Source organism: Planktothrix tepida PCC 9214, assembly GCF_900009145.1.
GTDB classification, from domain to species: domain Bacteria; phylum Cyanobacteriota; class Cyanobacteriia; order Cyanobacteriales; family Microcoleaceae; genus Planktothrix; species Planktothrix tepida.
On record NZ_LN889802.1, the window covers coordinates 311,372 to 323,659 of the forward strand.

Here is a 12,288-nt window from a genome sequence, read left to right on the forward strand (position 1 = left end):
CTTCTGATCCTAATAGAAAAGCATTTCGAGTAGATAAAAATCATAATAGCTTATAAAAGAGCTTTGTCCAAGTTTTTCTAGTGTTAAACTTCTTAAATACTAAAATGGTAGAGGTTAATCATTAATTTATGGTGCGTGATGGTGGAAGGGTGAGAAAATCTGATTCCTAAGCTCTACAAGTGTTAAAATTTTTGATATTGTCAAAAATGAGATGAGAAAAATATGAGTAAGAAAACTGCACCTTATGGATCTTGGAAATCTCCCATTACCACAGATTTAATTGTAGAAGGAACTGTAGGACTCGGTGGTTTAACGTGGGATGGCGATAATATTTATTGGATAGAAGGACGGCCATCAGAAGCGGGACGAAGTGTGATTGTGCGTCTGACACCTGATAATCAATTAAATGATGTCACACCTCAATCCTTTAATGCTAGAACTCGTGTTCATGAATATGGTGGGGGTTCTTATACCGTTGATCAAGGAAATGTTTATTTTTCAAATTTCGTGGATCAACGTCTTTATCAACAGAAAATTCAAGGGAAAAATATACCTTATGAAGTTACTCCAGAACCCCTGACCCCAGAAGGAGACTATCGTTATGCAGATGGGGTAATTGATACCCAAAATCAACGGTTAATTTGTGTTCGAGAAGATCATACGCAAGGGGGAGAACCTGTTAATACAATTGTTAGTATTAATCTGAATAATAGTGAGGATATTCGGGTTTTAGTCGAGGGTAATGATTTTTATGCCTTTCCCCGTTTAAGTCCCAATGGTAACAAATTATCTTGGATTTCATGGAATCATCCGAATATGCCTTGGGATGGTACAGAATTATGGGTTGCTGATGTTAATTCCGAGGGGTTGTTAGGAGAAAAAATCTTAATTGCGGGAGGTTTAGAAGAATCTATTTTTCAACCCCAATGGTCGCCAGATGGGATATTATATTTTGTTAGCGATCGCTCGAATTGGTGGAACTTATATCGCTATACTGGAACAATAGAACCCTTACATCCAATAGCGGCAGAATTTGGTTTACCCCTTTGGGTATTTGGAATGTCAACCTATGGGTTTAGTTCTGCTGAAAAGATTATTTGTACCTACAGTAAAAATGGAAATTCCTATCTAGCAAGTTTAGATACTAAAACTCTGCAATTACAGGATATTGAGACACCTTACACAGTAATTGATGGCTTAACCGTTTCAGGAAATCAAGTATTATTTATTGGCAGTTCTCCCACAGAAAGCAGTGCTATTGTCAAACTCAATTTAGAGACGGGAGAACTGGAAGTATTAAGACGTTCTAGTCAAATTGTCCTCGATAAAGGCTATTTATCTGTACCTCAACCGATAGAATTTCCTACAGAAAATGGGAAAACGGCTTATGGATTTTTCTATCCGCCTCAAAACAAAGATTATCAAGCTTCAGAATCAGAAAAACCACCTTTAGTTGTTAAGAGTCATGGGGGGCCAACGGCAGCTACTTCGAGTAGTTTAAGCTTAAAAAATCAATATTGGACAAGTCGGGGATTTGCGGTTTTAGATGTTAATTATGGGGGAAGTACAGGTTACGGACGAGAGTATCGTCAACGGTTAAATAAAAGTTGGGGAATTGTGGATGTTGATGATTGCTGTAATGGGGCAAAATATCTAGCAGAACAGGGTTTAGTTGATGGAAATCGCATGGCAATTGCGGGGGGAAGTGCAGGTGGTTATACCACTTTATGCGCTTTAACTTTTAAGGATGTTTTCAAGGCTGGGGCGAGTTATTATGGTGTGAGTGATTTAGAAGCTTTAGCAACGGATACCCATAAATTTGAAGCTCGTTATTTGGATAAATTAATAGGGGATTATCCTGAAGAAAAGGCTATTTATCAACAGCGTTCTCCCATTCATTATGTCGATCAATTATCTTGTCCGGTGATATTTTTTCAAGGGTCAGAGGATAAAATTGTTCCTCCTAACCAAGCCGAAATGATGGTAGCAGCTTTAAAAGCAAAAGGTGTTACTGTAGAATACGTTTTGTTTGAAGGAGAACAACACGGTTTCAGAAAAGCCGAAAATATTAAACGCGCCATTGATGGTGAATTTGGTTTTTATGCCAAAGTCTTCAATTTCCAACCTGCAAAATAAATCCATTTAACTTTAGGGTTCTGGTCTTATTATCCTATTCTTATGGGGGGTTTGAGACCAAATCCTAATATTTTTTACAGATCCGATAGGGATTGTTATAATAGTTGATGAACAGAAATTTTTTTATGAGTAATTTATTCACCTGCTGCTTGCAAAATAGTTGTGTATAACTCTTGACTAACTCGAAAGTCAGCTTGGTTAATGAGTTGGTCAAGAAGTGGTTTAAGATTTAAGACAAAACCATTCCGTTTAGCTTGTAGTAATACTCCTAGTAAACCTGTTACTTTTAACCTATATTCTGCTGCTAACAATCTACCTCGACGTTCATCCATTAACAGAAGGTCTGCACTTAATTCTAAACTCAGTACAATCGCTTCAGCTTCACCTAAATCAATATTTTCTTGGCTTTCTAATATTTCTGTTACTCGCTCATAATTGATGACAGATTGAGTGACAATCCAAGGTAATGTTTGAACTTCTACAGCACCAGGAACTAGAGATTCAACTCCTACCATTTCATTATAAACGGCTGTGGGAATGAGTACACGAGTATAAAGTTTTTCTAGCAGTTCTAATTGCCCAATTGCTGCTAAATTGGTAATAGGTGAAGTATCACTAACAACAATCACAATAACCCCATGGATTGCAATGTTTTTATATCGGCTTCAAAATCCTCTACATCATAGTTGATACACAAACCTCTTTTAGCAAGTTCATGTTGAAACTCAATCACAGTTAGCTTAGTCCAAGTCCGAGCTTTACCACTACTAATTTTTTCTTGCTGATATAGCAAAATAGCAATTTCTAACTTCAATTCATCCTCAGTCATCTTTGTGGCTCGGAGGATATCATCAGGAATCAGAACACTCATCAGGGTTGTACCTAAAATGATCGATAATATAATTTTAGTATAAGCGATGATATTGAATTGGTGATGTTTTTTCCAAATTCCGCATCATTTTCAGTTTTATGAATAATTTTTAAATTTCTTTAGAAACAGAACGCCGTTTTCTAATTCCTTTGGTTAAAATTGCTAATAAAAATCCCATTAAAAACGATAATTCTAACGCTGGATTTTGAGTTGTTAACAAAAACGAGCCGATAATTGAAACAAGGGCTAAAGTATATACAATGTGTTTGGGTTTCATCGTTCTGAACTGTCAATGTCACAAACCTAGACAAAATGAATTATAATAAACGATGTAGAAAAGCTGAATGAACCTTTCTACAGAAATAGGATACTTCTGAAATTCGATGACTACAAATTCTCGACGTTACCATATTACAACTTTCGGCTGTCAGATGAATAAAGCCGACTCGGAACGCATGGCAGGTGTTTTAGAAGAGATGGGATTTGATTTTACCGAAGATCCCAATGATGCCAATGTGATTCTTTATAATACTTGTACGATTCGAGATAATGCCGAACAAAAGGTTTATTCCTATTTAGGAAGACAGGCAAAACGCAAACAGGAAGAGCCGGATTTAACGATTATTGTCGCGGGATGTGTTGCCCAACAGGAAGGGGAAACCTTGCTGCGTCGGGTTCCTGAAATTGATTTAGTTATGGGGCCACAACACGCCAACCGTTTACAAGACTTATTAGAACAGGTGTTTGATGGTCATCAAATTGTTGCCACAGAACCCATAGAAATCATCGAAGATATTACAAAACCTCGTCGAGATAGTGATGTTACGGCGTGGGTTAATGTAATTTATGGTTGTAATGAACGCTGTACCTATTGTGTGGTTCCTAATGTGCGCGGTATTGAACAGTCACGCACACCGGAAGCAATTCGCGCTGAAATGGAAGAATTAGGTCGTTTGGGTTATAAAGAAATAACATTATTAGGGCAAAATATTGATGCCTACGGTCGTGATTTGCCGGGTTCAACTCCTGAAGGTCGGCATCTCTATAACTTTACGGATTTATTGTATTTTATTCATGATGTACCCGGTATTGAACGGATTCGCTTTGCCACCAGTCACCCTCGTTATTTTACCGAAAGATTGATTCGAGCTTGTGCGGAATTACCGAAAGTTTGTGAACATTTTCACATCCCGTTTCAGTCGGGAGATAATCAGATTTTGAAAGCAATGGCACGAGGTTATACCCATGAAAAATATCGCCGAATTATTAATACAATTCGCGAGTATATGCCGGATGCTGCGATTAGTGCGGATGCCATTGTGGGATTTCCTGGGGAAACCGAGGAACAATTTGAAAATACCTTAAAATTAGTGGATGATATTGGCTTTGATCTGTTAAATACAGCAGCTTATTCTCCCCGTCCTGGGACTCCGGCGGCGTTGTGGGAAAATCAACTGAGTGAGGAGGTTAAAGCTGATCGTTTACAACGATTAAATCGTTTAGTTTCTGTTAAGGCTGCGGAACGTTCACAACGTTATTTTAACAGAATTGAAGAAGTGTTAGTCGAGGGAACAAATTCTAAAGATCCATCTCAAGTCATGGGACGCACACGGGGAAATCGTTTAACGTTTTTCACGGGAAATTTAGCGGAATTAAAAGGTCAACAGGTGAAAGTGAAAATAACCCAGGTAAGACCCTTTAGTCTCACTGGGGAGCCTGTTGAGTTGTGTATACCCGTATGACCGCTAAAAATAATTTGAGAACGACGATTTTATCCTTGGGTTTGGGGTTAGTTGTAACGGGAATGGGAGTGAGAGCCATCGCCTGTCAACTCGCTCCTAATTCCCCAACTCCTGAAGCAGAGGCGACGGTAGATTATTATTGGGAATTACCAGAAGTTCCCTTAAATTCTGGGGAAACCGAGAAAAATCCTGTACAATTACCCCAACCGCAGGCGAATGGAGATTATCAGCGATCGCCTCATTCCTCCTGGGAAGCGACAAACCCCAAGGCTGAAGGAATTGATTGTCGGATGTTAGGAAATACAACTTATGAAAAATTAGAAAATCCCAGCAATAAAACCGAATTAAATATTGAAAATTGGCCTGTAGTTGGACAACTAAAACCCGGACAGGATTTTGAAATTAATTTAGGCCCTGCGGGATTTGGCGTAGTTTACGATACGAAACAACAACCTTGGATTTATGTTGAAAAAACCAATGAAACAGGCGCACCTTCTCACTGTTTCGTTCGAGCAAATCAACGCTTTGTACAACCGATTTCTCCTGAATAAAGTATACAACAAAAACCCGGTTTCTTGAAGAAACCGGGTTTTTGAGAAACCGGGTTTTTATCTAATTTTACAACTTTCTATTTTTTCTGCTAATTTTTCTAAATGTTGCCACCATTTTCCGGTAGCAATAATCCAATTGCGGGTGGGTAAATGTCCGATAGGAGCAGAGGTTTTATATTCAATACCATAATCAGGATCATGGGGATTATAAGTTAACCATCCCACTTGCTGACAAAATTCTCCATAATCTCTTTCAGTTTGTTGATAAATTTGATTTTGGATACTAAACCCAAACCGTCCATTACTATATTTTACCCAAAGATGATTAATTGTTTTTAAATCTTCACAGGGTAAATTTTCTAAATCCTTGGCGTGTATGTAAGCTTTTCTCGATTTTTTGAGTGCTGCACACAAGACAAGCCAGGTTTCTTGATCCGCTTGTTTCCAGCGCTTTTGAGCTAAGAGAGTTTGTAGTTTAGTATAATCAACACCAACGGCGGATTTTAAAGGATCATTTAATGGCTGATAGCCAAAATTTTCTTTAATTCGATCTAATAAATTAGGGGTTTTAGGAGGAGTCTGGGGAACCTTTTGAGATGTCTTTTTAAGCGGAATAACAGGTTTAACTGGAAGATTTACAGAACTTTCAAAAGATTCAATTGCTTTTAAGGCTTCTTCGGCAGATTTATAACGCTGATTAATGGCTGGTGAAGTTAATCGATTTAATACGGTTTCTAAGCGATCGCTAATGATTTGTTTAGGTGTTAAATAATTGCGCCAATTCCATTTTCCCTCATGCTCATCATATAAATTTCCTGGGGAAATTCCTGTAATTAAATATAAACAAGTGACTCCTAAACTATATAAATCACTAGCTGGATAAACATTTCCTCTGGTTTGTTCAGGAGCCATAAATTCTGGCGTTCCAATAATTGTTCCACTCTGGAGTAAAGCAGTTCCCGTTAACACTTTTGCTACGCCAAAATCAATTAAAACAATATCACCTGTTTCTATATTTGGGTTAACTTTATTTTGAAAATTATTCTCATATATAATATTTGAAATCTGCTGTTTTAGTTTTATACTAATTTGAGCCTGTTCTTGTTCTCCCATTTTCAGAGTTGGAGGACTTTGGGTTAAATCTTCATCAGGATCGAAGGATTTTTCATAAGCAGGAAAGAGAGAACACCGCCGCATCAAATTAGCAGGTTTAATATCTCGATGAATAATATTGTGTTCATGAATAAATTGTAAAACAGGAAGAATTTGTTTTAAAACTTGCCAGATTTTTTTTTCTTGAAATAATCCGCTTTCTTTTAATTCATCAAATAAAGTTTTTCCCTCAATATATTCTTGTACAATAAACAATTGTTGATTTTGTTCAAAATGAGCTAAGAGTTGAGGGATTTGAGGGTGTTTTCCCAATTCATCTAAACGCACTGCTTCTTGACGAAATAATTTCGCGGCGGTTTCATAATCCTTGGGGTTTTCATATAGAAATAGAAATTGTTTAATGACACAATAGGGATGGGAAGGAATTTGTTGATCAATTGCTAAAAAGGTTCTGCCAAAACCGCCTCGACTTAAAGGTTTTATAGCGAGATAACGGTTTTGAAGTAATAGGAATTGACCACAACCTTGACAATATTCGGCTAAGTTGGGATTTTCTGGGTGAGAACATCCTACGGTCACACAGTAACTCATCGCAGGGAAGGGGGGGAAGAAAGTATTGTTGAGCCGATAATAGCACAACTGATCATAAAATTAGTTGTAGATTTTTGAAGGAACCACAAAGGCACTAAGGCACTAAGAAAGAATGAAAAATATTAACAATTTCACAAAACCCTTCCACTTCTAAACCTGCGGTTATATAACGGGGTTTATGGGTTAATTGATCAGTATAGTCTAAAAGATTAGCAACTCCAACGGATTCAGGAAATAACTCAGAATTAAATAAAGTTTGATCATTGGGACTATCGCCAATGGTGAGAATTTGTTCAGGGGTTAATTCTGACCAATATTGCTGAATTACTTTTAATAATCCTGTAGCTTTATCTTGGGTTTTGGGTTTAATATGACCTTGAACGGTGCTATAGGTAAATCCCCATCCTAATTCTTCACAAAGTTCTGTTAACAGTTGAATTTCGGATAAACTAATATTTTGAATATCAAAAGTCCAGTCTGTAAACCGAAAGGGATTATCGGCGGAAGCGTGTAGATGGGGACATTGGACTTGGAGAATTTGAAAAACTTGGGCTAAGTTTTGACGATGTTGGGAGAGGGAATTTAAGGAAATTAAAAATTGAGGCTGATCAAATTCAAAAGGATAAAATAATCCGCCATTTTCGGCGATCGCACCTGTCACCGGAAGATAATATTTTAAGGCTTGAACCCATCCCGCAGAACGTCCTGTAATTAAAATGATGGGGATTTTAGCTTGCTTTAATTGAGATAAAGCTTGTAATAAATCCGTTGTCAATTTTCCCTGTTTTGTTAGGGTTCCATCGATATCCGTTGCGATCAAACGAATATGCTGAAGTGCATTTGTTTGTATCGCTTCCGTCAATGGTATTAGAGACATGAACCGAACCTCCGTATGATTACTTAAGTTATTTTACTGGGTTTTTACATCAACTGAGCTTTCCTTAAAAGTTGCCAATTTAGCGGTGATATTTATCACAAGCTTGTTAAAAAACTATCACAAGATTATTTCTCAACCATACGGGTTTAATTTAATATTTAAAATCAGATTACAATTAGCACCTGAGAATAGGTTAAGGTGGATAAATGATTAACAGCTTGGGCTGATGATCAATTTCTAATTAGCTCTGAACCATTAGAAGAATTTGTGATCACCTGAATCTTCCCTATTTCAAAGGCATTTGCCAAATTTTAATCGTTTTATCTTCACTACCACTGACTACGATTTGACCATTGGAACTCACAGCCAAGGCATTAATGGGTTTAGAATGACCCCATAATGTTGCCAGTTTTTTCCCAGTTTTGAGATCCCAAACCACCACATTATCACCGCCACTGAGAAGGGTTTTACCATCCTTGGTGATTGCTAAAGATTTCACAGGATTATTATTCGCTTTCCAGACTGCTTTTTGTTCCCCAGTATTGGGATTCCATAACCGAATTGTGCCATCATCACTGGCACTAATTAAAGTTTTACCATCGGGACTATAAACTAGGGCAGTAATAGTTCCTTCATGACCGGATATGCTGCGTTTGCGAGTCCCGGTTTGTAGATTCCAAAATCGAATCAAGCGGTCTGTTCCGCCACTGACTAAAGTTTGACCATCAGGACTAAAAGCTAAGGTATTAATTGCCCCTTCATGACCTGTAATTGTTAATAGCCGAGATCCAGTTTCTGAACCCCAGAGGCGAATGGTTCGATCATCGCTACCACTCGCTAAAATCTGACCATTGGGACTAAAGGCAATCGCATTGACCGCTTCAGTATGCCCTTCAATGGTTCGCATTCGATTTCCGTCCTTCAAATCCCACAGACGAATGGTTTTATCATTACTACCACTGGCTAAAACTTTACCGTCTGGACTAATGGCTAAGGCTTTCACCCAACTGGAATGGGCTGCAATTGTACGGGGTGGGGCATCTGTTTTTAAATCCCAAATTCTAATCGCTCCAAAACTTCCCACCGCTAAGGTTTGATTATTAGGACTAATCACAACCGCATAAACCTGACCAACGGCTCGTTTGTAGTCCTCTAAAAAAATACTACTTGGTAAACTTTTTAAAATTAAAATAGGATTAGCTGGAATGAATCCATAGCGTACATAGCCATCAATTTGAGTATAAATTCCCCCCAATATTAGTAAAGAGGTTCCGAAAACCCAGAAATATTTAATTGGAATTTTAGGGAGTGTAATTTTAGGGGCGGAAAAATTAAAACCTGTACTTTGGGTGGCATTTATCTGCTCGCGTTTAGAGCGTTGACGTTTAGAGCCAGCAGTATCTTTAGATTCAGACGTATTATTCTTATTATTTGCAGATTGATTCAGATCAACCTCTGCCAAACATTGCAAAATCATCTGTGGATTTTGGGGGCGATTACCGGGAAAAGTCGCCATTAAATAATCAATCAGTGCCGCCAATTGATCCGAAATATTAGGAGCTCCTTTACGCCACAATAACTTCCCAGTTCGAGGATTTTCGGGATAAGCAGTGGGTGGTTTTCCGGTTAATAAATAAATAAAAGTTCGCCCTAGGGCAAAAAAATCAGATTGAGGGACGGCTTTCCCATTCATTTGTTCTGGGGGCGTATATCCAGGGGAAACAATACCCGTCACATTTTGCCCCTGTTCTACCTTGGCTAAATAGGTTCCTGAAACTTCTCGTGCGGTTCCAAAATCAATTAAAACTAACTGGCCATTGGGTTTCCTCATAATATTTTGAGGCTTAATATCCCGATGGAAGTATTGCAAATTATGAACTTGATCTAAAATTTCGGCTAGTTGTTTTAACCATTCCATCGCCTGTTCTTGGCTGATGGGCTCCTTTTTCCGTTCCTTCATCCAATCCTGTAAATTTAAACCCTCAATTTTTTCCATGACCAAACAATGGAGGGTTTCTTCGCTCCCTTTGGGGGTATAAGTGAAGTATCCATCAGGATCAACTTTAGGGATACCCGGATGGTTAAGATTGCTCAAAACCTTTGCTTCTTGCTTAAACAAAGTGACTGCTTTGGGATGGTTTTTTAATAAAACCTTCAGAACTTTACATTTTCCTTGATCATCAATTTCAAATGTTTTGCCAAAACCGCCACCGCCAAGTTGTTTGATGACACGATATCGCCCCTCCAGCAAAAGCTCTGAACCGCATTGACAACAAATGCGCCGATTCTCGTTTGCTGAATCAGTTGGATTTGGGCACTTAGGATTAAGGCAATAACTCACAGAAGCGAGAACCCAGATCTAGGTTGCAGAGTCAGGAGCCAGAAGTCAGAAGTCAGGAGGCAGAAGGTTATGGGGTATGGGGTATGGGGTGTGAGGTTTCGGATATTGGGTTTTGGGTTTCAGGACTTGGGTTTCAGATGGAATTAATTTCCCCCGTTCCCCTTGTCTCCTGACTCCCTTCGTCATGTCCTTGTCCTGATATCCTTCCTGCTCCCTTAATCCTCTACCCTTTTTTCCTTCTATATCCCGTTTCCTGTCTTCTGTATGAATGTCCTTAGACTAATTCCACTATAACAGGGAAACGAAGTATTCAGTGATCCATCCCCTACACAGGTAGTGGTTTAGTATTAAATCAACCAATTCCTTCAATAATCGGATGGAAGTAAAACGCAATCCCCAGTACCGTATAAGCAGCTAAGAGTAAAACCCCCTCCAGCCAATCAGAACGACCATCAGAACTGACGGAGTTGGCAATTAACACAGAGACCGCAACGGCGATTAATTCAAAGGGATTAAAATTCAAATCCATTGGTTTGCCTAATATCCATCCAGCTAATACTAAGACTGGGGCGACAAATAAAGCAATTTGTAAACTAGACCCCAAGGCAACGGAGACGGATAAATCCATTTTATCTTTCATGGCAACGGTAACGGCCGTGGCGTGTTCGGCTGCATTTCCAATAATGGGAACTAAAATCACCCCGGTAAAGAGTGCGGTAAGTCCCAAATTATTAGTTGCTTCTTCCAAGGTACCGACTAATAATTCCGACTCGAAGGCGACTGTCAGCGTCGCGAGCAGCAAAACACCAATCCACAGCTTTAAATTAACCTTTTCCGCTTCATGTCCGGCTTCTTCTGGGGTGATTTGTCCATCCGCATCGTTTTCAGCCACTCCCACATCATATAAATAGGAGTGGGTTTTCATGGAAAACAGCAAGGTGAGGATATAAACCGTAATCAAAACAATTGCAACCGCCGCCGAGAGGGTTTGCATGGTGGGTTCCTGGATGCCGATAGAGGTCACATCCACAGCCGTTGGCACTAAAATGGCAATCACGGCTAAATTCATGGCGGAGGCATTTAAACGGGCAATCACGGGCTGGAATTGCTGCTCTTTGAAGCGCAAACCTCCTAAAAACATGGATAATCCCATGACTAACAGCAGGTTTCCCATAATTGATCCCACTAAACTGGATTTCACCACATCCACTAATCCAGCGTTTAGGGCTACAATTCCAATAATTAATTCAGTGGCATTACCAAAGGTCGCGTTTAACAACCCCCCTAAATTAGGGCCAAGGACAACGGCGATTTCTTCGGTCGCGGTTCCCATCCAACCCGCTAAGGGAATAATCGCCAAGGCTGAGGTAATAAATACAATTGTTGATCCCCACTCGAAAAAGTGCGCCGCGATGGAAATGGGAACAAAAATTAAGAGTGTTGACAGTAAGGTTTTGGTATTTAACATGGAATTTAGAACCAATATGGGAATACAAGACTGGAATTTGGCAGTTGAGAATTTAGAGTAAGCCGTTTTCGAGATTACCACCAGCCCTTGTTAACAGGATTCATACCCTAATGTAGGAGAAAAGTCAGGATTTGCAAACATTAGGAGGATGGAACAACCGCCATCAACTCTTCATCCGTTCAATTCATAGATTTACAGGATAATCTGTTCTTTGCTGTGATCTGACTCTTAATTTATCCCTGAAAAACCTATTTCCTAGGGAGGGTTTAAAATTAAGCTCAATCAGTCATAGAAAGAATAACAATACTCCGGTGTACTGCAAAGCGATATAAACAAATATTAACTTTTTTAACTTAACTTGCCAGACCTTGAAATTTTAATTATCATACAATCACAGCAGTCAAAAATTTTATCCTAAAATTTCAGAACTATCTCTTCAAATTGTACGGAATTAACACCGATGAAAAGACTTTGATCATCCCTTAAACCGATTAAAAAAAGCTGAAGACTTCGGTTTATTCTGTTCTGATAGCATTGCCCTGTCTTTATTAGAATAGACAACAAATTTTGAGGCGGATTATCAATGCTGATTCCTCTT

The 12,288-nt window shown here is 38.8% G+C and carries 10 protein-coding genes; 3 read left to right on the forward strand and 7 right to left on the reverse strand.

From position 1 onward, the window contains the following. Window positions 1–222: 222 nt before the first annotated feature. Window positions 223–2,136, forward strand: a complete 1,914-nt coding sequence (locus PL9214_RS15610; protein WP_072719698.1) for a S9 family peptidase — start codon at window positions 223–225, stop codon at window positions 2,134–2,136. A gap of 134 nt (window positions 2,137–2,270) precedes the next feature. Here the strand turns inward: PL9214_RS15610 and PL9214_RS15615 are convergent, their stop codons facing one another. From PL9214_RS15615 to PL9214_RS31305, 3 genes are all read right to left on the reverse strand, one after another. Continuing rightward, the gene (locus PL9214_RS15615; RefSeq protein ID WP_072719699.1) at window positions 2,271–2,765 is read right to left on the reverse strand and encodes a PIN domain-containing protein; all 495 of its coding nucleotides are present in this window, start codon (window positions 2,763–2,765) and stop codon (window positions 2,271–2,273) included. Further along, window positions 2,762–3,007 (reverse strand): UPF0175 family protein, encoded by a 246-nt coding sequence (locus PL9214_RS15620; RefSeq protein WP_072719700.1) that lies wholly within the window; start codon window positions 3,005–3,007, stop codon window positions 2,762–2,764. Before PL9214_RS15620 ends, PL9214_RS15615 begins: the two co-directional genes overlap by 4 nt. Window positions 3,008–3,116: 109 nt before the next feature. After that, entirely contained in the window at window positions 3,117–3,284 is a 168-nt protein-coding gene (locus PL9214_RS31305) for a hypothetical protein (RefSeq protein WP_186440373.1), read from the reverse strand. Window positions 3,285–3,390: 106 nt separating this feature from the next. Between PL9214_RS31305 and miaB the strand changes: the two genes are divergently transcribed. Both miaB and PL9214_RS15630 read left to right on the forward strand, forming a co-directional pair. Continuing rightward, window positions 3,391–4,749, forward strand: coding sequence for a tRNA (N6-isopentenyl adenosine(37)-C2)-methylthiotransferase MiaB (gene miaB, locus PL9214_RS15625; protein ID WP_072719701.1), 1,359 nt, complete (start codon window positions 3,391–3,393; stop codon window positions 4,747–4,749). Then, a complete protein-coding gene (locus PL9214_RS15630; protein WP_083580049.1) occupies window positions 4,746–5,300 on the forward strand; it encodes a hypothetical protein in 555 nt (184 codons plus the stop codon). The genes miaB and PL9214_RS15630 overlap by 4 nt, the downstream gene beginning before the upstream one ends. A 57-nt stretch (window positions 5,301–5,357) precedes the next feature. On the opposite strand, the gene PL9214_RS15635 is transcribed toward PL9214_RS15630, so the two are convergent. From PL9214_RS15635 to cax, 4 genes are all read right to left on the reverse strand, one after another. Next, entirely contained in the window at window positions 5,358–7,004 is a 1,647-nt protein-coding gene (locus tag PL9214_RS15635) for a serine/threonine-protein kinase (RefSeq protein WP_072719702.1), read from the reverse strand. 94 nt (window positions 7,005–7,098) lie between these two features. Beyond that, window positions 7,099–7,881 carry an HAD hydrolase family protein gene (locus PL9214_RS15640; RefSeq protein ID WP_072719703.1) on the reverse strand — a complete coding sequence of 261 codons (783 nt, stop codon included), beginning with the start codon at window positions 7,879–7,881 and terminating at the stop codon, window positions 7,099–7,101. 286 nt (window positions 7,882–8,167) lie between these two features. After that, a complete protein-coding gene (locus PL9214_RS15645) occupies window positions 8,168–10,222 on the reverse strand; it encodes a serine/threonine-protein kinase (protein WP_072719704.1) in 2,055 nt (684 codons plus the stop codon). Window positions 10,223–10,574: 352 nt separating this feature from the next. Beyond that, complete coding sequence (gene cax / locus PL9214_RS15650; RefSeq protein ID WP_072719705.1) at window positions 10,575–11,690, reverse strand: calcium/proton exchanger; 1,116 nt, start codon at window positions 11,688–11,690, stop codon at window positions 10,575–10,577. Between the last annotated feature and the right edge of the window lie 598 nt (window positions 11,691–12,288).

What these genes read in the sequence shown, in the direction of transcription:
- PL9214_RS15635 (WP_072719702.1), bottom strand. Translation starts at nt 7,004, where the DNA reads ATGAGTTACTGTGTGACCGTAGGATGTTCTCACCCAGAAAATCCCAAC.
- PL9214_RS31305 (WP_186440373.1), bottom strand. Translation starts at nt 3,284, where the DNA reads ATGAAACCCAAACACATTGTATATACTTTAGCCCTTGTTTCAATTATC.
- PL9214_RS15620 (WP_072719700.1), bottom strand. Translation starts at nt 3,007, where the DNA reads ATGAGTGTTCTGATTCCTGATGATATCCTCCGAGCCACAAAGATGACT.
- miaB (WP_072719701.1), top strand. Translation starts at nt 3,391, where the DNA reads ATGACTACAAATTCTCGACGTTACCATATTACAACTTTCGGCTGTCAG.
- PL9214_RS15610 (WP_072719698.1), top strand. Translation starts at nt 223, where the DNA reads ATGAGTAAGAAAACTGCACCTTATGGATCTTGGAAATCTCCCATTACC.
- PL9214_RS15630 (WP_083580049.1), top strand. Translation starts at nt 4,746, where the DNA reads ATGACCGCTAAAAATAATTTGAGAACGACGATTTTATCCTTGGGTTTG.
- cax (WP_072719705.1), bottom strand. Translation starts at nt 11,690, where the DNA reads ATGTTAAATACCAAAACCTTACTGTCAACACTCTTAATTTTTGTTCCC.
- PL9214_RS15640 (WP_072719703.1), bottom strand. Translation starts at nt 7,881, where the DNA reads ATGTCTCTAATACCATTGACGGAAGCGATACAAACAAATGCACTTCAG.